A 22,141-nucleotide genomic window follows, 5' to 3' on the forward strand; every position below is an offset into this window, starting at 1 on the left:
ACGTACCGAGCAACAGGCTTCAGCCCTGACGGAAACCGCCGCCAGCATGGAGCAGCTGACCGCTACCGTGAAGCAGAACGCGGACAACGCCCACCACGCCAGCAAGCTGGCCGGGGACGCCTCCGGCAAAGCGACCAAAGGCGGTCAGATTGTCTCTGGCGTCGTGCAGACCATGGGTAACATCTCTGCCAGCTCGAAGAAGATCTCTGAAATTACTGCCGTGATTAACAGCATCGCCTTCCAGACCAATATTCTGGCGCTGAACGCGGCGGTAGAAGCAGCGCGCGCAGGCGAGCAGGGTCGTGGCTTCGCGGTAGTCGCCAGCGAGGTACGTACTCTTGCCAGCCGCAGCGCCCAGGCAGCAAAAGAGATTGAGGGGCTGATCAGCGAGTCGGTCACGTTAATTGAGCGTGGTTCCGGGGAGGTTGTCGCCGCCGGGGATACGATGGGTGATATCGTTGCCGCGGTAAAACGCGTCACGGATATCATGCAGGAGATTGCCGCAGCGTCCGACGAGCAGAGTCGCGGCATTGAACAGGTTAGCCAGGCCATCACCGAGATGGATAACGTTACCCAGCAGAACGCTTCCCTGGTAGAGGAAGCGTCAGCGGCGGCGGCGTCGCTGGAGGAGCAGGCGGCACGTCTGACCGAGGCGGTAGGCACCTTCCGGCTCAAGCAGGGCAGCCAGGCACGGGAAGAGAAACCCGCCGCAACAAAACCCTTTACGCCATCGCGCCCGGCACTTGCCAGCGGCGATAACTGGGAAACGTTCTGATTTCACCAACCTTTGGGGGCCGCGAGGCCCCCTTTTTTATCGCTTATTTGCTGTTAGGCAGCGCGTAGGCAATGATGTAATCTCCGCGATCCGGAGACTGACGTGCGCCTCCCGCGTTGATCACAATGTACTGCTTGCCGGTTTTCGGTGACACGTAGGTCATCGGGCCGGACTGGCTGCCTACCGGCAGACGCGCTTTCCAGATTTCGCTCCCCGTCGCGGTATCAAACGCGCGCAGATAGAAATCCTGGGTACCGGCAAAGAAGAGCAGGCCGGACTGGGTAGAGAGGGACGCGCCAAGAGTCGGCATACCGATCGGAATCGGCATATGCATGCGGATCCCCAGCGGGCCGGTATCTTGTACCGTACCTACCGGAACCTGCCACACCAGCTTGCCGGACTTCAGATCCACTGCGGACATCGTACCAAACGGTGGCTTCTGGCATGGAATACCCAGCGGAGAGAGGAAACGCTCGCGCATCGCACCGTACGGCGTTCCTTCCATCGGTACGATCCCCATCTCGATGCCGCTGGCGTTTTTCGCTACTTTCGCACGCGGCACCATGTAGTTTGCCAGGCCCAGACGCATATCGTTAACAAACATCAGGCCGTTATTCGGATCGACCGAGACGCTGCCCCAGTTCATGCCACCAAGCGATCCCGGGAACTGCAGGGAACGATCGAGGCCCGGCGGGGTGAAGACGCCTTCATGACGCATCGCTTTAAATTCGATACGGCAGATCAGCAGGTCAATAGGGGTGGCACCCCACATATCCGATTCAGTCAGCGTCTGGTTGCCGATCATCGGCATCCCGACGGAGTAAGGCTGGGTCGGGGAGTAGCGTTCGCCCTCGACGTTGCCAGCCGGAACCGGACGCTCCTCAACCTTCGCCACCGGCTCGCCGGTTTCGCGGTTGAGCATGAAGATCATGCCCTGCTTGCTGGTCTGAACCAGCACCGGCGTCGTGCCGCCTTTGCCGTCTGGCAGATCGTAGAGCAGCGGCTGCGCAGGCAGGTCAAAGTCCCACAGATCGTGGTGGGTGGTCTGGTAGTGCCAGCGCACCTGGCCGGTGGTGGCGTCGACAGCCACAATGGATGAGCTGTACTTGTCGTCCAGCGCGGTACGCTCCCCGGCGAAGAAGTCCGGAGTGGCGTTGCCGGTTGGCAGATAGACCAGGTTCAGTTTGGCGTCGTAGGACATTGCGGACCAGACGTTAGGCGTCCCACGGGTGTAGGTCTGACCTTCCGGCGGCAGGCCAGTGATCGCCGGGTTACCCGGATCCCACGCCCACGCCAGCTTGCCGGTATGCACGTCATAGGCACGCACCACGCCCGGCGGTTCGCCCGTGGAGTAGTTATCCGCCACGCGACCACCGACAACGACGACGTTACCGGCCACCAGCGGGGTGGAGGTCTGCTGATAGTAGCCAGGCTTAACGTCACCCATGCCGACGCTGAGATCGACTACGCCGTTGTCACCAAAGTCCGCGCACGGCTGACCGTTATCGGCGTTGATGGCAATCAGGCGGGCATCGGTAGTCGGCAGGAACAGACGACGCGGGCAGGCGGCAGGCTGCGCAGCAGGAACGGGCGCGGCCTGAGCCTGAGTGTCTTCGTAATAGCCGAGGCCACGGCAGCGCTGCCAGTTTGGCGCAGTGGCCTTGCTGTCATAGCGCCACTTCTCTTTCCCGGAGTCGACGTCAAGCGCCAGCACTTTGCTGTACGGCGTACAGACGAACAGGGTGTCACCGATTTGCAGCGGCGTGTTCTGATCCTCCGCGCCAGAGCCGTTGCTCTGCGGGATGTCGCCAGTATGCGCCGTCCAGGCCACTTCCAGCTGGTTTACGTTCTGCTTGTTGATCTGATCGAGGGCAGCAAAGCGGTCGCCGTGAGTGGTGTTACCCCAGTGCTTCCAGTCGGTCTGCTGGCTACCTTTCGCCACCGGCTGCACCGGCACGGCTTCGTTGGCGGTGACCAGCGTCTGCGGCTTAAACATCCAGCCCGCGCTGACCAGCAGCGCGAGGGCAATTACGGCCGCCACGCCAAAGGCAGGCTTTTTGTTCTCTGAGGCGGTCAGGAACGGCCAGAGCAGGGCGGCGAGGAAAGCCAGCACGCCGAAGGTAAAGAGCCGCGAGAAGAGCGGCCAGAAATCCCAGCCTGCGTCGCTGACGGCCCAAATGGCCGAGGCGATAAACGCCAGCGCGTAGAGCACGATGCCGCTGGTGCGGTTTTTAATAATTAACAGTGCAGAGATCAGCATCACTACGCCCATCACCAGGAAGTAGACGCTACCTCCCAGCGAGACGAGTTTAATGCCGGGAATACCAATAGCCAGACCGATGATGATCATCAGCCCGACCAGAAGCCACTTCAGGATACGACCGATCCCGTGCGGCGTGCTGCCAGTTGCCATGTCACTCTCCTAAAACCACTCTGGTTTGCACGTGTGAACCAAAAAGGTAATTTGAACAGGGTTTGCCTTGTAGAATGGGTTGGTTTCTTCACCATAATAAAATTTTATGAACCATATGGTGAATTGTGCGACATGATAGATCTGTTAAATTGTTTTACGCAATTGTTAAAAAATAATTTCGCACGTTTTGTGGGCGGCAAACAAAAAGCCCGTCACAAAGACGGGCGTAAGGAGAGGAAATTAGGGATTAAGCGATGCGCAGCGTTGGCTCGGCTTGCGCTTTGGTCACGCGGACCGGAATCGATTTTGAGGTCGGGGTGCCTGTCCCTTCGCCAATGCGGGAGAGGGGAACCAGCGGGTTGGTCTCTGGGTAGTAGGCCGCAAGGTTGCCGCGTGGAATGGCGTAGGCCACCAGCTTGAAATTTTTCACCTGACGCACAATGCCGTCGTCGGCTTCGGTGGTGATATCAACCCGATCGCCATCCTGTAAACCCAGCGCCTTGATATCGTCGGCATGCATAAACAGCACTTCACGCTGGCCGTAAACGCCACGGTAGCGGTCATCCAGACCGTAGATGGTGGTGTTGTACTGATCGTGAGAGCGCAGGGTTTGCAGAATAAACGGCGCGTCCTCGCGTACGGAAACCGGCAGCGGCGCGGCGCTAAACTCCGCCTTGCCGGATGGCGTATTAAACGTTAGCGCGGCGGCGGCGTTGCCCAGCCAGAATCCACCCGGCAGATCGCAGCGGGCGTTGAAGTCGGCGAAGCCGGGCAGGGTGGCAGCGATGTGATCGCGGATCAGGCTGTAGTCATCCGCCAGCGCCAGCCAGTTAACGGCGACATTACCGAGTGTAGCATGGGCGATATTGGCGATAATCGCCGTCTCCGAACGCTGGGTATCCGCCAGCGGTTTGCCGATCCCTTCAGAAGCGTGGACCATGCTGAAGGAGTCTTCCACGGTAATAAACTGCCGACCGCTGGCCTGCATATCCTCTTCCGTGCGTCCCAGGGTCGGCAGGATCAGCGAGGCTTCACCCGGCATCAGATGGCTGCGGTTGAGTTTGGTGCTGATGTAGACCGTCAGCCCGCAGCGGCGCAGCGCTTCGCAGGTGCGCGGCGTATCCGGCGCGGCAGCGGCCAGGTTGCCACCGAGGGCGATCAGAACCTTCACCTCGTCCCGTAGCATAGCATTGATAGCATCAACGGTGTGGTGACCCGGCTTGCGTGGTGGCTCGAAGTTAAAGTGGCGGGCGAGGCTGTCCAGCAGCGCGGCAGGCGGTTTTTCATCAATTCCCACCGTGCGGTTACCCTGCACGTTGCTGTGGCCGCGCACCGGACAAAGTCCCGCGCCGGGTTTACCGAGATGGCCGCCGAGCAGCTGCAGGTTGGTAATCTCCCGTACGGTATCGAGAGAGTGTTTATGCTGGGTAATGCCCATCGCCCAGGTGCAGATCACCCGTTCGGCGCTCTGCCAGATGCTCGCCGCCTCACGCAGCTGCTTCTCCGTCAGGCCGGACTGCTCAATCAGCGTTGCCCAGGGGGTCGCATCGATTTGCGCAAACCACGTCTCAAGCCCCTGGGTATGCTCGGCAATAAACGCCTCATCGAAAATAGCGGGCTGTCCGTCAGCCTGTCGCTGGCGCTGCGTCTCCAGCAGCGCTTTCGCCATGCCGCGTACCGCCGCCATATCGCCGCCAAGGTTAGGCTGATAGTAGGAGGAGCTGATGGTGCCTGCTTTTGGGGTGATGACCTCAAGCGGCTTCTGCGGATCGGCGAACCGTTCCAGCCCGCGCTCGCGCAGGGTATTAAACGTCACGATGCTGGCACCGCGGTCGGCGGCGTGGCGAAGGCTGTGGAGCATGCGCGGATGGTTGGTGCCTGGGTTCTGACCAAAGACAAAGATCGCGTCGGCCAGGTCAAAATCGTTCAGGTGGATGGTGCCTTTGCCCACCCCGATGCTGCGCTTCAGCCCGGCACCGCTCGCTTCATGGCACATGTTAGAGCAGTCCGGGAAGTTGTTGGTCCCGACCATGCGGCCAAACAGCTGATAAAGATAGGCCGCTTCGTTGCTGGCACGCCCGGAGGTGTAGAGCTCCAGCTGGTCTGGGTTATCCATCGCCTGGATATGTTGCGCAATCAGCGCCCAGACGGCATCCCAGCTAATCGGTTCATAGCGATCGGTGGTGGGGTTATAGCTTAGCGGCTCCGTCAGGCGTCCCTGGTACTCGAGGAAGTAATCCGACTGCTGGTTGAGAGCGTTAACGGTATGTTTGGCAAAGAAGTCGGCGTCTACCTGGCGGCGGGTTGCCTCCCAGGTTACGGCCTTGGCGCCGTTTTCGCAGAAGCTGAAGGTGCTTTTATTGTCGTCGCCCCAGGCGCAGCCAGGGCAGTCAAAGCCTCTGGCCTTGTTCATGCGCAACAGATTGCGCATATTCTTCAGGGCATTTTTGCTGTCGATAACGAAGCGAGTCGTCGCTTCCAGAGAGCCAAGCCCGCCGGCAGCGGCGTGGTAAGGCTTGATGGCAGATTTAAATTTCATGCGTTCTTCCAGACGGCGGGGTGCTGCACCCATAATCAGTAACGCGGTTTTATCACACAATTAACGCCATGTTTACCAATTGCGCAACAACGGCCGCTGGAAGAGCGCTTAAGCGCACGCTGCGCTAAAGCGGCATCGATTTCCGGATGGCACCCAGTAGGGTTTGTGCCCCCGCTGAGAGCGGGGCATCGATACGGGTAATGATGCCGATCGGCTCGCCCGCCCCCTGGGCCGGGATCGGCAGTGCCGTTAGCGCCCCCTGTTTGAGGTCGTCCTTCACCGCTCCAGAGGGAACAAACCAGACGTAGTTGTACTCGACGGCAAGCTGGCGGGAGAGGGAGGCCGACAGGGTTTCGATGCAGCCGGAAGGGAGCGTGCACCCCTGGCTGGAGAGCAGCGCCTCGGTATGCTGACGCGGCGCGGTGCCCTGCGGAGCGACGACAATCGGCCACTCCATCACCCGGCTGAGCGTTACCGTATCTTTAAGTAGAGAGTGATTAGGATGGACCACCAGCTTCAGGGATTCCAGAAACAGCAGCTCGTAGTTCAGGCCGCTCATCATCTCCGGGTCCGACATGCGGCCGATGCCGATATCCAGCTCGCCGGTCTTCAGCCCGGCCAGCAGCATGGGGTTATTCATCGTGGCGACCTGAAGCGTAATGTGCGGCAGGTGGCGATGAAATTCGCCAATCGCCGGAGGCATTATGCCCAGTGCCGCGGTGGGCAGCGCGCCGACGCGTACCACGTCACTGTTAACGCCTTCTTTATGATACAGCGCCTGGCCGGCGGTGTTCAGCGCGTCCAGCACCCGTACCGCATGGGTCAGGAACTGTTCGCCCACCACGGTCAGGTGCGCGCCCATCCGCCCACGATCGAACAGCCGGGTACCGGTCAGCTGCTCCAGCTCGTTAAGGGTTTTTGACAGCGCAGGCTGACTAAGGTTAAGCGTTTCAGCCGCACGCCCCAGCGTTCCCTGTTGAGCGACGGCGACAAAGGTATGTAAGTGGCGCAAGCGAATGCGCTGACTGAAGAGGCCATTTTTTTCCATAGCCAATGTTAAAAACAGAGCGCAACCGCTGACAAGAAAAGTTATCTAAATTTGATAACTTGCTAGCAAAATATTATTAACATTTAGTCGTTTTTCCCGGCCATCTGCGGCTTTCTGCTTAATGTATGTATAATTATTTGTTATGTAACTTAGATTTACACTCTTTGCCCCGATCACATTTTGTAATTATTTCCCGCGCCGGGTGAGGACCTTCTCTACACTCCAGGTAGATGAAGGGGAGAAATGAGATTATGGCGTATACCATCACGGCTGATGAGATCCGGGAAGAATTTTCACAGGCCATGTCGGCCATGTACCAGCAGGAAGTTCCCCAGTACGGCACGCTGTTAGAGCTGGTTGCTGATGTCAATCTGGCGGTACTGGAAAACAATCCTAAGCTACATGAGAAACTTGCTAACGCCGACGAGCTGGCGCGCCTCAACGTTGAGCGCCACGGCGCTATTCGCGTGGGTACGCCGCTGGAGCTCGCCACGCTGCGGCGACTCTTTGCGGTCATGGGCATGCAGCCGGTGGGCTACTACGATCTCTCCGAGGCGGGGGTGCCGGTGCACTCCACCGCCTTTCGCCCGGTTGATGATGAGGCGCTGTGCCGCAACCCGTTTCGCGTCTTCACCTCGCTCCTGCGACCCGAGCTGATTGAGAGTGAGTCGCTGCGCCAGCGCGCCCAGGCGATTCTGGCCAAACGATCGATTTTTACCCCGCGCTGTCTGGAACTACTGGATTGCTTTGAGAAGCAGGGCGGATTCACGGCGGCCCAGGCGCACGAGTTTGTTCAGCAGGCGCTGGAGACCTTTCGCTGGCACCAGCATGCCACCGTTGACTACGATACCTACCATGCCCTGCACGCTGAGCATCGGCTGATTGCCGACGTGGTCTGCTTTCCCGGCTGCCACATCAACCACCTGACGCCGCGCACGCTGGATATCGACCAGGTGCAGGCCCTGATGCCGGAGTACGGTATCGAGCCAAAAATCCTTATTGAAGGGCCGCCGCGCCGGGAGGTTCCGCTCCTGCTGCGCCAGACCAGCTTCAAGGCGCTGGAGGAGCCGGTGCTGTTTGCCGGGGCGCACCGGGGAACGCACAGCGCGCGCTTCGGCGAGATTGAGCAGCGGGGCGTAGCCCTGACGCCGAAGGGGCGGGCGCTTTACGATCGGCTGCTGGCCGAGGCGGGAACCGGAAAGGATAATCTGACCCATCAGCATCACCTGCAGGAGAAGTTCAAAGCCTTTCCTGACAGCGAGCTGCTGCTGCGCCGCCAGGGGTTAGCCTATTTCCGCTACCGTTTGACCCCCACCGGGGAGGGCCATCGCCATGCCTTTGGGCCGGGGGACGATCCGCAGCCGTTGATCGAGCGTGGCTGGGTGGTCGCGCAGCCCATCACCTATGAAGATTTTCTTCCGGTCAGCGCGGCGGGCATTTTCCAGTCTAATCTCGGTAACGAGACCCAGCAGCGCCAGCATGGCAATGCCAGCCGTGAGGCGTTTGAGCAGGCGCTGGGCAGTGCCGTGCTGGACGAATTTGCCCTCTACCAGGCGGCGGAGGTGCGCAGCCTGCGGCGCTGCGGATTGGTGTAAAACTCTCATTGGATTCCTGGGCGATATTGTCTAGAGTGGGCGTGCTTTTATTGCCGCTGTTTCGCTTGCGGGCGGAGCGCTTACACACGACCAAAAGGACGTTTTCTCAGGCATGAACCGCAGACGTTTTTTAAAATCTTCTATGATACTGGCCGCTGCGAGCGGGACATCAGGTCTCGCCTCGCTCTTTTCCCGCGCTGCCTTTGCAGCGGAACCCGGCATCGCCGATGGCCAGAGCCATCGTTTTGATTTCTCCAGCTTGCAGGCGACGGCGCACGATCTGGCGCAAACCCCGTGGGGAGGCGCGCCGCGTGCGCTGCCCGAGACGCTGGCTACCCTGACGCCGCAGGCCTACAACAGCATTCAGTACGATGCAAAGCAGTCGCTGTGGAACAACGTTGAGGGACGCCAGCTTGACGTGCAGTTCTTCCACGTGGGGATGGGTTTCCGCCGCCGGGTACGCATGTTCTCGTTGGATCCGTCTACCCATCAGGCCCGTGAGATCCACTTCCGCCCGGAGCTGTTTAACTACCACGACGCCGGTGTTGATACCAAACAGCTGGAGGGGCAGAGCGATCTCGGCTTCGCCGGTTTCCGCGTCTTTAAGAAGCCGGAGCTGGCCCGTCGGGATATCGTCTCGTTCCTGGGCGCGAGCTACTTCCGCGCCGTCGACAGCACCTATCAGTACGGTCTCTCCGCACGCGGCGTGGCGGTTGACACCTTTACCGACACCCCGGAAGAGTTCCCGGACTTCACCTCGTTCTGGTTTGAAACGGCTAAGCCGTCGGATACCTCCTTCACCGTCTATGCCCTGCTGGATAGCCCGAGCCTGACCGGGGCGTACAAATTCGTGATCCACTGCGAGCAGAACCAGGTGATCATGGAGGTGGATAACCACCTGTACGCCCGCAAGGATATCAAGCAGCTGGGGATCTCGCCGATGACCAGCATGTTTAGCTGCGGCAACAACGAGCGACGCATGTGCGACACCATCCACCCGCAGATCCACGACTCCGATCGTCTGGCGATGTGGCGGGGTAACGGGGAGTGGATCTGCCGTCCGCTTAATAATCCGCAGAAGCTGCAGTTCAACGCCTTTGAGGATAGCAACCCGAAGGGCTTTGGCCTGCTGCAGCTGGATCGCGACTTCTCCCACTATCAGGACGTGATGGGCTGGTACAATAAGCGCCCAAGCCTGTGGGTCGAGCCGCGCAATAGCTGGGGTAAGGGGAGCGTTAACCTGATGGAGATCCCGACTACCGGCGAGACCCTGGATAACATCGTCTGCTTCTGGCAGCCGGAAAAACCCGTCAAGGCCGGAGACCAGCTTGCCTTCCAGTACCGCCTCTACTGGAGCGCTCAGCCGCCGGTACACTCTCCGCTGGCCCGCGTGCTGGCAACCCGCACCGGCATGGGCGGCTTCCCGGAGGGGTGGGCGCCGGGCGAACACTATCCGCAGGTATGGGCGCGTCGTTTCGCCATCGACTTTGCCGGGGGCAACATCAAAGAGGCTGCACCAAGAGGCATTGAGCCAGTGATCACTCTTTCAAACGGCGAGGCGAAGCAGGTTGAGATCCTCTACGTGGAGCCGTTCGACGGCTACCGCATCCAGTTTGACTGGTATCCCACCAACGACTCTACCGACCCGGTAGAGATGCGCATGTTCCTGCGCTGCCAGGGCGAGGCGGTGAGCGAAACATGGCTCTATCAGTACTTCCCGCCTGCGCCGGACAAGCGTAGCTACGTTGATGACCGCGTGATGCGCTAGGTTAAGGAGAGAAGATGGAAATCGGCACGGATGAGATCATTCCCGTTAGCGACACCCTGAAGCTGTGCGCAATCAATGAGCGCTTCGTCAGCGAGCTGCACCAGCTGGTGGTGAAGAATCGGGAGTGGCTCCAGCAGTCGCTGAACTGGCCGCAGTACGTGGCCAGCGAAGAGGACTCGCTCAAAAACGCCCAAAGCAACATCATGCTGCACCAGCGCGGCTACGCCAAAATGTTCCTGATGATGCAGCAGGAGACTATTGTTGGCGTGCTGTCGTTCAATGCCATCGAGCCGCTGAATAAAGCTGCTTATATCGGCTACTGGCTGGATGAGGCGCATCAGGGGCAGGGCATTCTTTCCCAGTCGCTGGAGGCGTTTATTCAGCACTACGCCCGCAGCGGCGAAATCCGGCGCTTTGTGATCAAGTGCCGGGTAGACAACGCCGCCAGCAACCGGGTGGCGCAGCGCGCGGGTTTTGTGCTCGAGGGCTGCCTCAAAGAGGCCGAGTTCCTTAACGGCCGCTATGACGACCAAAACCTCTACGCGCGGATCATCGATCGCTAGTGCGATCCCAGCAGCGGCGTGCGGGTGATACGCTCCGCGCCGCTCATCACCTTCGGACCGCGCAGGTGAATATACTCCTCTTCAAGGGCAATCACTGCCGCGTCGCCGCCAATCTCAATATGCTCCTCGATCAGCAGGTTGCCGCTGAGCTGCGCCCGGCCGTGAACGAGAACGAAGTCATCCAGCACCAGCGGCCCGCCGCTAAGCCGCGCCTCGCCACCGACCCGGACATGGTGCTTCAGCACACAGTTGCCCTCTACCACCGCACTCTCCGCCACCTGGGCACTGTAGCGTAGGGTAGGGATGGCGTCCTCGCCGCGTCCGGCCACGAGGCGGCCGCGATCGTAGACCTTCGCACAGTCGCAGACCCAGACGTCATTCTCCTCGTTGCCCTCCAGCAGGGCGAAGTCAAACACTTCGGCCCGGTGCTCGACGAAGGCGTAGTTGACGATAGCATCGCCGTAAATCTGCGCCTGATGCAGGATGCGAGAGTGGTTTACCGTGGCCCGGTCGTAGATGCGTAGGGTAGCATCGTTATCAAGGGTGAGTCCGCGGGCGGCAATAATCTCGCTGCCGTTGAGGATCCGGGCGTCGTCGCCGAGTAGGCACTCGCCGCTGACTCTTGACCGCTGCACCAGTACGTTGCCGCAGAGACGTGCGCCCCGGCAGATATCCGATCCGTCCACCCAGGCGCTGCCGCTTATCTCCACGCCGTCATAGATGGTGCAGGGCTGGCTGATGCGCGCGCTGTCGCGTATCCGGCTGCCGCCAAACACCATGCTGTTCTCATCGTAGATCCAGCAGCTATCCTGCTGGCTCAGCACCTGCTCATCCTCTACCCAACCGCCCAGCGTGCCGGCCTGGATATCATGAAAATCTTTAAGGGCGACGATCTGGCGCAGGGTAACGTGCTTCTTCTCACCGTTATCCTGATAGCTGAATGAGCGGCTGGCATCGCTCAGGCGATACTTGTTCATTATGAGTTTTCCGCGAATGGCCTCTGTTAAACGTAGCAAACTTTGCCGCTCTGGCTATTGCAAAGGAATTTCCATAAAATGTATTTAAAATATCATTTCAAATTTTCCCTCTTGGTAAGGATGTCCCATGGCGCTGGTTGATGAGAACTACTTCACTGAAAAATATGGTCTGACCCGTACCCACTCCGAGGTGCTGGCGGCGGCAGCGCTGATCCCGCCGGGCAAAACCCTCGATCTCGGCTGCGGCAACGGTCGCAATAGCCTCTACCTGGCCGCGAATGGTTACAGTGTCACGGCGTGGGATAAAAACCCGATGAGCATCGCCAATATCGAGCGCATCAAGGCGGCAGAGGGGCTGGAGAACCTTGAGATAGCCACCGCCGATCTCAATGCGCTGAGCTTTGAGGGAGAGTATGACTTTATCCTCTCCACCGTGGTGATGATGTTTCTTGAGCCGCAAACTATTCCCGGCCTGATTGCCAATATGCAGCGTACCACCGTGCCGGGGGGCTATAACCTGATTGTCGCTGCGATGGATACCGAGGATTTTCCCTGCACGGTCGGTTTTCCGTTTGCCTTTAAGGCCGGAGAGCTGGCGGAGTACTATAGCGGCTGGGACGTGGTGAAATACAATGAAGACGTCGGTGAGCTACACCGCACCGACGCCAATGGCAACCGCATCAAGCTGCGCTTTGCCACGCTGCTGGCCCGCAAACCCGCTTAGCGAGCCGCCAGCAGACAGAGCTGAAGGGCGACGTTATAGGACGCCTCGAAGGATTTCAGCGGCAGGAACTCAAAGCGCGAGTGGAAGTTGTGCGCGCCGGTGAAGAAGTTTGGGGTTAGGAGCCCCTTTGCCGAGAGCGCCGCGCCGTCGGTGCCGCCGCGCATCGGGGTTGGCTTCGGCGTAATACCCAGGGACGCCATCGCCTCAAACATCAGGTCGATGGCGCGGCGATCCTCGCCGACAGCGTTGCTGATGTTGCTGTAGACGTCCTCAATCTCATACTCCACCTTCGCGGTAGGGTGCTGCGCGGCGATGATCTGCGCCACCTCGCCAATCTGCTGCTTGCGCTGCTCGAAACGGGCTTTATCAAAATCACGGATGCTGGCGCTGAGCACGGCGTGGCCCTGTACCGCTTCCATGCCGTTGAACCAGGTGTAGCCCTCGCGGCCTGCGGTATGCTCCGGCGTCTGCTGACGATCGAAATGGCTGATGTAGTCCGTTGCCATCAGCAGGGGGTTCACCAGCACGCCCTTGGCCGACATTGGGTGCGCCGTCACGCCGGTAAAACGGATCTTCGCCTGGGCGGCGTTAAAGTTCTCATAAACAATCTCTCCCAGCTCGCAGCAGTCGATGGTCCAGGCAAATTCAACGTCAAAGCGCGTGAGATCCAGCGCCTTCGCCCCGCGCAGGCCCACCTCCTCATCCGGGACAAAGGCCACTACGATATCGCCATGCTGGTGCTCTGCGGTCAGGTTCTCCAGCAGGGTCATCACCACCGTTACCGCCGCCTTGTTATCTGCACCCAGCACGCTGGTGCCGTCGCTGAAGATAATCTCTTCTTCCGGGTAAGCTAAAATTTCCGGATGCTCGGCGGTGCGCAGCCAAATATCCTGCTCGGCGTTCAGGCAGAGATCTGTGCCGGTAAACCGCAGGATCTGTGGATGAATATTCGGCGACAGTCCGACGTCCACGGTATCGATATGGGTGATAAAACCGATGCGCGGCGCGCCCGCCACGTTGCCCTTTTTCACCGCCGTCACGGTGGCGTGCTCGTCGATCACAATCTCTTCTAATCCCAGCGTTTTTAGCTCGTCAGCAAGGACGCGGGCCATCTCATACTGGCCTGCCGTGGTGGGCAGGGTGGTTGCGGCGGCATCGCTCTGGCTGGTGATGGAAAGGTAGCGAAAGAAGCGCTGGGTTAATTGACTGGCGAGTGGCGATGACATAGTGATTCCTTCTTTATTTGTTTTATCAGGTGCTTACGGTGTGATTTTAGTGTTATGTATTAATAGACACCTATTGATAGCACGTAGTGATAGCCAATTAAAAGACAGGATAAAGATGATAAGCAAACCCACAACACTTGCACTGGCGTTGGCCGCGCTCACGGTCAGTTCTACCGTGGCCGCGAAGACGCTGGTTTACTGTTCGGAAGGATCGCCTGAAAACTTTAACCCTCAACTTTACACCTCGGGAACCAGCGTCGATGCCAGCGCCGTGCCCGTTTACAACCGGCTGGTAGAGTTTAAGGTTGGCACCACGGAGTTAGAGCCAAGCCTCGCCGAGAGCTGGGACGTTAGCGAGGATGGCAAAACCTACACCTTCCATCTGCGTAAAGGAGTGAAGTTCCAGAGCAATAAATACTTTACTCCGACGCGGGACTTCAACGCCGACGATGTTATCTTCTCGTTTATGCGGCAGAAGGATCCGAATCATCCCTATCACAACGTCTCTAACGGCAACTACTCCAACTTTGAAAGCCTGGAGTTTGGCAAGCTGATCACCAGCATTGATAGAGTGGATGACCACACCGTGCGCTTCACCCTGGCGCACCCGGAAGCGCCGTTCGTGGCCGACCTTGCGTGGTATTTCGCCTCGATCCTTTCGGCTGAGTATGGCGATGCCATGCTGAAGGCGGGCACGCCGACGCGCGTCGATATGGACCCGATTGGCACCGGTCCGTTCAAGCTGGCGCAGTATCAGAAGGATTCGCGCATCCTCTTTACCGCCTTCCCGGAATACTGGCAGGGCAAAGCCAAGCTGGACCGGCTGGTATTCAGCATCACGCCAGACGCCTCGGTGCGCTATGCCAAGCTGGAGAAGAACGAGTGCCAGGTAATGGCCTTCCCGAACCCGGCGGATCTGCCGCGGATGCGCGAGAACCCCAATATCAACCTGATGAGCAAGGCCGGGCTGAATACCGGTTTCCTTGCCCTCAACACGCAGAAAGCGCCGACGGATAACGTCAAGGTGCGCCAGGCGCTGGCGATGGCCATTAACAAGCCAGCGATTATTGATGCGGTCTTCCAGGGCACCGGCACGGCGGCGAAAAACCTGCTGCCGCCGGGGGTCTGGAGCGCCGACGGCGACCTGAAAGATTACGACTACAACCCGGAGCAGGCCAAAGCGCTGCTGGCCGAGGCAGGGTTTGCCAACGGCTTGAGCATCGACCTGTGGGCGATGCCGGTGCAGCGTCCTTATAACCCGAACGCGAAGCGCATGGCGGAGATGATCCAGGCCGACTGGGCGAAGATTGGCGTGCAGGCGAAGGTTGTCACCTATGAGTGGGGCGAGTACCTCAAGCGCGTGAAGGGCGGCGAGCACCAGGCGGCGCTGATGGGCTGGACCACCGCCACCGGCGATCCGGATAACTTCTTCGGCCCGCTCTTTACCTGCCAGTCGGCGGATGGCGGCTCCAACTCGGCGAAGTGGTGTTATCAACCGTTTGATAAGCTGATTGCCGAGGCGAAAGCCATTACCGATCAATCCCAGCGTACTGCCCTCTACAAGCAGGCGCAGCAGATGATGCATGATCAGATGCCCGCCGTGATGATCGCCCACTCGACGATTTTCGAACCGGTGCGCAAAGAAGTCGTGGGGTATGAGATCGACCCCTTTGGCAAACACATTTTTTATCAGGTCGATTTGAAAAAATAATCACTCCATGCCTGCGTTAATGCGCAGGCATGATTTTTGGTAAAAGGGTGATCCAGCACTCTTTTAGCCACAACAACCGTAACTGAGTTTTGCTATAACTGCGTATGCATAGTCATAATTCCAGGAATAAATACATGCGTACTCACTCATTGATTCAGGTAGCGGTACTGTCGGGAGTGCTGGCACTGACAGGTTGCGCGTCAAAAGTTACACAGCCAGATAAGTATTCAGGTTTCTTAAAAGACTACTCGAATCTCCAGCAGGCCACCTCCGCATCCGGTAAACCGGTGCTGCGCTGGGTTGACCCGTCGTTTGATGACAGCAAGTATGACAGCATTGTCTACAACCCTGTCGTCTACTATCCAACGCCCAGACCGACCACCCAGATCGGTCAGGATACCCTCAACGGTCTGCTGACCTATACCAATACCAAGCTGAAAGCGGCCGCTGCCCAGCGCAAACCGCTGGTGGCCACACCTGGCCCGCGCAGCCTGATCTTCCGTGGGGCTATCACCGGCGTCGACTCCAGCAAACAGGGACTGCAATTCTACGAGGTGATCCCGATTGCGATGGTGGTAGCGGGCACCCAGGCCGCCACTGGCCACCGGACTATGGATACCGCGCTCTACTTTGAGGGCGAACTGATCGATGCCGCCACCATGAAGCCGGTGATCAAAGTGGTGCGTAAAGGCGAAGGTAAGGATCTCAACAACCAGAATACGCCGCTCACCGTCGACACCCTAAAACAGGTGGTTGACGATATGGCCAGCGACGCGGCGCTGTTCCAGGTGAAAAAACCGTAATCAGCGAAGCGCCATCCCTGCGATGGCGCTTCTCTTTCCCCCTCAGGCAGAGCGCTGACGCCACTGCCATACCCGCAGCAGATTTTCAGGACGGGTAAACATCACCATGTTGCCCACCAGAATCAGCGCCAGGCCCACCACGGCATTGCTCTCCCAGCGGTATCCCTCGAACAGGGTTGAAAGCGTTAACGCGACCAGCGGAAAGAGCAGGGTGCTGTAGGCGGCATTGCTTGCCCCGATACGACCCACCAGCGAGAAATAGACGCCGAAGGCAATGACCGAGCCGAACAGGGACAGGTAGACCAGCGCCCCCAGATAGCTCACCGTCCACTCCGGAACAAAGCTGTCTCCACGCACCAGGGCGATGAAGCCCATAATCAGCGTGCCGTAGAGCATCGCCCAGCCGTTGGTGGTCATCGTCTCCAGGCCTTTACGCTGGTGGCGCAGGCTGATCATATTGCCCAGCGAGAAGCCCAGGGTGCCCAGCGCCGACAGGCCAATGCCCAGCAGCAGGTTAAGGTTCAGCTCCTTCGCCAGCAGATCGTGCCAGAAGAGGGCGACGATGCCGGTCAGACCCAACGCGGCGGCAAGGAAGAAGCGGGCGGGAGGACGCTGGCCAAAGAAGATAAAGCTGTTAACCGCGTTAAACAGCACCGCCATGGAGAAGATAACCGACTCCAGACCGGTATTGATCCACGCGGCGGCGGTGTAAAAGCACAGAAAGTTGAAGCCGAACACGCAGCCGCCCTGCACCATACACATCAGATGGTCCCTGAGCGTCAGCGCCCGCAGTCGCTTAAACACCAGCAGCGTCAGCATCATGATTGCCGTTGCCAGCGCGAAGCGCCAGAAGATGGAGACCGGGGCAGAGACCGGCCCCTGTTGCAGATGGATAGCAATCCACGTTGTTCCCCAAATCACCACCACCAGGCCATACATTAATGCATTCATCGCGTGCTACTCCGTGTCTAAAAACGCTATTGTTCCTGACGTTGAGCAACGACGCTTGCAGCGGATTGCGGCGGACTTGCAAAATCTTGCGGTTTTTTTGCGGTCAGGGGAGGTAACGCTTTCATCCGTGCCGCACTCTCCATACACTAAGGGTCTGGTTAATCACTTGTTAATGTGGCTATGGCTGAATCCTACGGTGCTTTTGAAAACCTGCGCAGGCATAGCGCGGTGCTGCATAATTCAGTGGACCTGAATAACGGCATGCAGCTGGCCGCCTGGTCCAACAAGCGCGACCGGATCACCCAGTACTGCGATCACCACACCCTGAGCCTCTACGTTGCCGACGGCTATGAGAGCTACCACAAAACCCGCAGCGGCTGGCAAAACGGCGGCGGGCCAGATCGATTTTGTCTTTTGCCGAAAGAGAGCGAATCGAGCTGGGATATTCGCGACGATCTCTCCTTCGTACATCTCTACTGCACCGATGCGCACCTGCGTACCGTTGGGGAGCAGATCTGGGATCGCAGCCCGGCCTCGCTGACGCTGGATGAGAAGACCTTTGGTCAGGATGCGCAGATAACCGCGCTCTATCGCCAGTTCTTGCTCGACTGCGACTGGCAGCAGCAGGCGAACCAGCTCACCCTGAGCACGGCCTCAACCCTGCTGCTGACCCACATTATCCAGCGCTACAGCAGCGTGCAGTGGCGCATGCCGAGCGTCACCGGCGGGCTGGCTCCTTCGGTGCTGCGCAACGTGCTGGAGTATATTGACGCCAACCTGGCCCAGCCGCTGACCCTGGCCGATCTCGCCAGCCAGGCGTCGCTGAGTGAATACCACTTTGCCCGCATGTTTCGTCACTCCTCCGGGCTGGCACCGCATCAGTATGTGATGCAGCGCCGGATGCATCAGGCTCGGGATCGGGTATGCCACACCGCGCTGCCGTTGACCGAGATTGCGCTTGGCTGCGGATTCAACTCTCCCAGCCACTTCAGCAACCGTTTCAAAAGCGTGTTTGGTCTTACGCCGTCACAGATGCGTGCGGCGCACGCCTGACAGCACGGCAAAGCAGATCCCTCCCACCAGCACTCCCCAGAATGCCGAGCCGATGCCCAGCAGCGTGATGCCGCTGGCGGTAACAAGAAAGGTGACTACCGCCGCATCACGCTCGCGCTCATTTACCAGCGCCTGATGCAGGCTCCCACCGATAGTGCCCAGCAAGGCCAGGCCTGCCAGGGTCTGGATCCAGCTCAGCGGCAGGGCGGCCATCAGTCCGGTTATCGAGCCGCCAAAGACGCCTGCCAGTAGGTAGAAAAAGCCTGCGGCGGCGGCGGCCTGCCAGCGTTTGTCCGCATCCGGGTGCGCATCCGGGCTTTGGCAGATAGCTGCGGTAATGGCGGCGATACAGACGGAGTAGACGCCAAAGACGCTGCCGAGCAGCGCCAGTCCGCCGGTAAAGACCATCAGCGGCGAGGCGGGAACGTGGTAGCCCGCAGCCTGCATCGTGGCAAAGCCAGGGGCGTTTTGCGAGGCCATCGTCGCCAGAAAGAAGGGCAGTCCGACGCTGATTAAGGTGGTCAGGTTGAAATGGGGAGCGATCATTTCGGGCATCACGACAGAAAAACGCAGTGAAGAAGTGACAACGTCACCATTCAGCCATGCCACCATCCCTCCTACAATGAGAGTGGCAATAATAGCGTAGCGCGGCGCCACGGCTTTGCAGACCAGCCATGCCAGCAACATGCTGAAACATAAAATGAAATCACTTTTCAAATTAATAAAGGTCTGTAACCCAAAACGCAGTAAGATACCCGCCAGCATCGCCGCCGCCAGCGAATGCGGCACGATCTTCATCAGGCGCGCAAACAGGCCGGTAAGGCCGCAGAGCAGGATCAGGGCGTTGGCAAAGATAAACACGCCTACGGCCTCGTTAAGGGTTGCGCCCTCCAGGCTGGTGGCCAGCAGAGCTGCCCCTGGGGTCGACCAGGCGGTGAGTACCGGAACACGATAGCGCAGGGTCAGCACAAGGGTGCTGATACCCATCGCCAGACCCAGCGCCGTCATCCAGCCGGCGATTTGCACGTTGCTGGCTCCGGCAACGTGTGCGGCCTGCCAGATGATGGCCGCTGAGCTGGCGTAGCCCACCAACACCGCCACAAAGCCCGCCAGCAGCGTGGAAAAAGGGAAGGGACGCAGGGGCATAACGACTCCGTGTACACTATTTTGGTAGGTAAACATAGCATTGTGCGTTATAACGCACAACACGCCATTCATGCGATAAGGGAGAAGGGAGTATGGATCTGCCACAGTATCTGTCAGCCACACTGAAAACGCTGCGCCAGACGCGGGGCTGGAGCTTGTCACGACTCGCTACCGAGACCGGCGTCTCCAAAGCGATGCTTGGCCAGATCGAGCGCAATGAATCCAGCCCAACCGTAGCCACGCTGTGGAAAATCGCCACTGGGCTAAACGTGCCGCTCTCTACCTTTATCACCGCGACGGACGCCAGCGCGCCGCAGGCCTACGATCCAGACCAGCAGGCGATGACCATTACGCCGGTGTTTCCCTGGGATAACGAACTGCATTTCGACCACTTTTCGGTAACGCTGGCCCCCGGCGCGTTCAGCGAGTCCACCCCGCACGAGCGCGGCGTCATTGAGCACGTGGTGGTGATTTCCGGCACGCTGGAGATGCAGATCGACGGGGAGTGGCAGACGCTACAGGCGGGGTGCGGGGTCAGATTTGCCGGGGATCGAACCCATGCCTACCGCAACAGCAGCGGACAAACGGCTCATTTTCACTCACTGATCCACTATCCAAAAGAAAAAGCCGCAGGCGAGCCTGCGGCTAAACACGACGACGAATAACGACGAATAAACAATAACGCACACATGACGAGGAATGTCCGGAATACGTAGCCACTCTACCTCTTCCGGCGTGCCGGGAGAAATGCGCATTATTTCAATGCATTGCTAATTAATGTATTAAGGACGTCGCAGGCATAGCGAAAATGTTTTCGTCCGGGCCAGCTTCTCACTACAATAGCGGCCATTTAGTTGATCATGGATAATAACGACAGTATGCGCCTGCCCACTCATCATCTTGAACTGTTAAGCCCGGCCCGCGACACCGCCATCGCCCGTGAAGCTATTCTGCACGGGGCCGATGCTGTCTATATCGGCGGTCCTGGCTTTGGCGCGCGCCACAACGCCAGCAACAGCCTGCGCGATATCGCCGAGCTGGTGCCGTTTGCCCATCGTTATGGGGCAAAAATCTTTATCACCCTGAACACCATTCTGCATGATGATGAGCTGGAGCCGGCGCAGCGCCTGATCACCGATCTCTATGAGACCGGGGTGGATGCGCTGATCGTGCAGGATATGGGCGTGCTGGAGCTGGATATTCCGCCTATCGAGCTGCACGCCAGCACCCAGTGCGATATCCGCAGCGTGGAGAAGGCAAAGTTCCTCTCTGACGTCGGCTTCTCGCAGATCGTGCTGGCCCGTGAGCTGAACCTGCAGCAGATCCGCGCTATCCATGAGAGCACCGACGCCACTATTGAATTCTTTATCCACGGTGCGCTGTGCGTGGCCTACTCCGGGCAGTGCAACATCTCTCACGCCCAGACCGGACGCAGCGCTAACCGGGGCGATTGCTCCCAGGCCTGCCGTCTCCCTTATACCCTGAAAGACGATCAGGGCCGGGTGGTGTCGTTTGAGAAGCACCTTCTGTCGATGAAAGACAACGACCAGACCGCTAACCTGGGCGCGCTGATCGACGCCGGAGTGCGATCCTTTAAGATTGAGGGGCGCTACAAGGATATGAGCTACGTGAAGAACATCACCGCTCACTACCGGCAGATGCTGGACGCCATCATCGAAGAGCGGGGCGATCTGGCGCGCTCGTCGGCGGGGCGCACCGAGCACTTCTTTATCCCGTCAACGGATAAGACGTTCCATCGTGGCAGCACCGACTATTTCGTTAACGCCCGTAAAATCGACATCGGCGCGTTCGATTCACCGAAGTTTATCGGCCTGCCGGTGGGTGAAGTGCTCAAGGTAGGCAAAGATTACCTCGATGTTGACGCCAGCGAGCCGCTGGCAAACGGCGATGGCCTAAACGTGTTGATTAAGCGTGAGATCGTTGGCTTCCGTGCCAATACGGTTGAGAAGACCGGGGAAAACCGCTACCGCGTCTGGCCGAACGAGATGCCAGCCGATCTCTACAAGGTGCGCCCGAATCACCCCCTGAACCGTAATCTTGACCATAACTGGCAGCAGGCGTTGACTAAAACCTCCAGCGAACGCCGCGTTGGGGTTGATATCGAGCTGGGCGGCTGGCAGGAGCAGCTGATCCTGACGATGACCAGTGAAGAGGGCGTGAGCATTACCCATACGCTGGAGGGTGAGTTTGCCGAGGCCACCAATGCCGAAAAGGCGCTCAATCAGCTGCATGACGGCCTGGCTAAGCTTGGCCAGACCCTCTACTACGCCCAGGATATCCGCGTAAACCTGCCGGGTGCGCTGTTTGTCCCCGCCAGCCAGCTGAACCAGCTGCGCCGTGAGGCCGTCGAGATGCTGGATAACGCCCGTCTGGCAAACTACCCGCGCGGCAGCCGCAAGGCGGTAGCGACGCCAGCCCCGGTCTACCCGGATACTCATCTCTCATTCCTGGCGAACGTCTACAACGAGAAGGCGCGGATTTTCTACCACCGCTATGGCGTGCAGCTGATTGATGCCGCCTACGAGGCGCATGAGGAGAAGGGCGACGTCCCGGTAATGATCACCAAGCACTGCCTGCGCTTTGCCTTTAACCTCTGTCCGAAGCAGGCGAAGGGATCGATTAAGAGCTGGAAGGCGACGCCGATGCAGCTGGTACACGGCGACGAAGTGCTGACCCTGAAGTTTGACTGCCGTCCGTGCGAGATGCACGTGATCGGCAAAATGAAAAACCACATCCTCAAGATGCCCCAGCCGGGCAGCGTTGTGGCCTCCATCAGCCCCGATGAGCTGATGAAGACCATGCCAAAACGCAAGGGGCTGTAATCCTTG

17 protein-coding genes are annotated in these 22,141 nt (G+C 59.0%); 10 read left to right on the forward strand and 7 right to left on the reverse strand.

What is annotated here, in order from left to right:
• A partial coding sequence (locus RTP97_RS01820) for a methyl-accepting chemotaxis protein (protein ID WP_312410340.1) occupies nucleotides 1-775 on the forward strand: 775 nt, incomplete at its 5' end.
• A 43-nt stretch (nucleotides 776-818) separates the two neighbouring features.
• Here RTP97_RS01820 and RTP97_RS01825 read toward each other — a convergent pair.
• From RTP97_RS01825 to RTP97_RS01835, 3 genes are all read right to left on the reverse strand, one after another.
• Nucleotides 819-3,188, reverse strand: coding sequence for a glucose/quinate/shikimate family membrane-bound PQQ-dependent dehydrogenase (locus RTP97_RS01825; protein WP_312410342.1), 2,370 nt, complete (start codon nucleotides 3,186-3,188; stop codon nucleotides 819-821).
• A 247-nt stretch (nucleotides 3,189-3,435) separates the two neighbouring features.
• Nucleotides 3,436-5,727 (reverse strand): FdhF/YdeP family oxidoreductase, encoded by a 2,292-nt coding sequence (locus RTP97_RS01830; protein ID WP_312410344.1) that lies wholly within the window; start codon nucleotides 5,725-5,727, stop codon nucleotides 3,436-3,438.
• Nucleotides 5,728-5,851: 124 nt separating this feature from the next.
• A complete protein-coding gene (locus RTP97_RS01835) occupies nucleotides 5,852-6,775 on the reverse strand; it encodes a LysR substrate-binding domain-containing protein (protein ID WP_312410346.1) in 924 nt (307 codons plus the stop codon).
• Between the two features lie 251 nt (nucleotides 6,776-7,026).
• Here RTP97_RS01835 and RTP97_RS01840 point away from each other — a divergent pair, with 251 nt between their 5' ends.
• The 3 genes from RTP97_RS01840 to rimL all read left to right on the forward strand — a co-directional run bounded on the left by RTP97_RS01840 (nucleotide 7,027) and on the right by rimL (nucleotide 10,701).
• Entirely contained in the window at nucleotides 7,027-8,370 is a 1,344-nt protein-coding gene (locus RTP97_RS01840) for a VOC family protein (RefSeq protein WP_312410348.1), read from the forward strand.
• 112 nt (nucleotides 8,371-8,482) lie between these two features.
• Nucleotides 8,483-10,138, forward strand: coding sequence for a glucan biosynthesis protein (locus RTP97_RS01845; protein WP_312410351.1), 1,656 nt, complete (start codon nucleotides 8,483-8,485; stop codon nucleotides 10,136-10,138).
• 14 nt (nucleotides 10,139-10,152) lie between these two features.
• The gene (gene rimL / locus RTP97_RS01850) at nucleotides 10,153-10,701 is read left to right on the forward strand and encodes a 50S ribosomal protein L7/L12-serine acetyltransferase (protein WP_312410355.1); all 549 of its coding nucleotides are present in this window, start codon (nucleotides 10,153-10,155) and stop codon (nucleotides 10,699-10,701) included.
• On the opposite strand, the gene ydcK is transcribed toward rimL, so the two are convergent.
• On the reverse strand, nucleotides 10,698-11,678 hold the full coding sequence (gene ydcK, locus RTP97_RS01855) for a YdcK family protein (RefSeq protein ID WP_312410357.1): 981 nt from the start codon (nucleotides 11,676-11,678) through the stop codon (nucleotides 10,698-10,700). The two genes, rimL and ydcK, sit on opposite strands and share 4 nt — an antisense overlap.
• A 127-nt stretch (nucleotides 11,679-11,805) precedes the next feature.
• Between ydcK and tehB the strand changes: the two genes are divergently transcribed.
• Nucleotides 11,806-12,402, forward strand: a complete 597-nt coding sequence (gene tehB, locus RTP97_RS01860) for a tellurite resistance methyltransferase TehB (RefSeq protein WP_312410359.1) — start codon at nucleotides 11,806-11,808, stop codon at nucleotides 12,400-12,402.
• Here the strand turns inward: tehB and pepT are convergent.
• A complete protein-coding gene (pepT, locus tag RTP97_RS01865; protein WP_312410361.1) occupies nucleotides 12,399-13,628 on the reverse strand; it encodes a peptidase T in 1,230 nt (409 codons plus the stop codon). The two genes, tehB and pepT, sit on opposite strands and share 4 nt — an antisense overlap.
• A gap of 115 nt (nucleotides 13,629-13,743) precedes the next feature.
• On the opposite strand from pepT, the gene RTP97_RS01870 reads away from it, so the two are divergent.
• Nucleotides 13,744-15,339, forward strand: coding sequence for an ABC transporter substrate-binding protein (locus RTP97_RS01870; RefSeq protein WP_312410363.1), 1,596 nt, complete (start codon nucleotides 13,744-13,746; stop codon nucleotides 15,337-15,339).
• A 134-nt stretch (nucleotides 15,340-15,473) separates the two neighbouring features.
• Nucleotides 15,474-16,142, forward strand: a complete 669-nt coding sequence (locus RTP97_RS01875) for a DUF3313 domain-containing protein (RefSeq protein ID WP_312410365.1) — start codon at nucleotides 15,474-15,476, stop codon at nucleotides 16,140-16,142.
• 42 nt (nucleotides 16,143-16,184) lie between these two features.
• Here the strand turns inward: RTP97_RS01875 and RTP97_RS01880 are convergent, their stop codons facing one another.
• The gene (locus RTP97_RS01880; protein ID WP_312410368.1) at nucleotides 16,185-17,093 is read right to left on the reverse strand and encodes a DMT family transporter; all 909 of its coding nucleotides are present in this window, start codon (nucleotides 17,091-17,093) and stop codon (nucleotides 16,185-16,187) included.
• Between the two features lie 180 nt (nucleotides 17,094-17,273).
• On the opposite strand from RTP97_RS01880, the gene RTP97_RS01885 reads away from it, so the two are divergent.
• A complete protein-coding gene (locus RTP97_RS01885; RefSeq protein WP_312410370.1) occupies nucleotides 17,274-18,146 on the forward strand; it encodes an AraC family transcriptional regulator in 873 nt (290 codons plus the stop codon).
• On the opposite strand, the gene RTP97_RS01890 is transcribed toward RTP97_RS01885, so the two are convergent.
• Nucleotides 18,120-19,292, reverse strand: coding sequence for a benzoate/H(+) symporter BenE family transporter (locus tag RTP97_RS01890; protein WP_312410372.1), 1,173 nt, complete (start codon nucleotides 19,290-19,292; stop codon nucleotides 18,120-18,122). The genes RTP97_RS01885 and RTP97_RS01890 overlap by 27 nt on opposite strands.
• 92 nt (nucleotides 19,293-19,384) lie before the next feature.
• Between RTP97_RS01890 and RTP97_RS01895 the strand changes: the two genes are divergently transcribed.
• Entirely contained in the window at nucleotides 19,385-19,957 is a 573-nt protein-coding gene (locus RTP97_RS01895) for an XRE family transcriptional regulator (protein WP_312410374.1), read from the forward strand.
• A 213-nt stretch (nucleotides 19,958-20,170) separates the two neighbouring features.
• Nucleotides 20,171-22,135, forward strand: a complete 1,965-nt coding sequence (locus RTP97_RS01900) for a U32 family peptidase (RefSeq protein ID WP_312410376.1) — start codon at nucleotides 20,171-20,173, stop codon at nucleotides 22,133-22,135.
• Nucleotides 22,136-22,141 lie beyond the last annotated feature (6 nt).

This window comes from Pseudescherichia sp., assembly GCF_031998825.1.
GTDB lineage: Bacteria > Pseudomonadota > Gammaproteobacteria > Enterobacterales > Enterobacteriaceae > Pseudescherichia.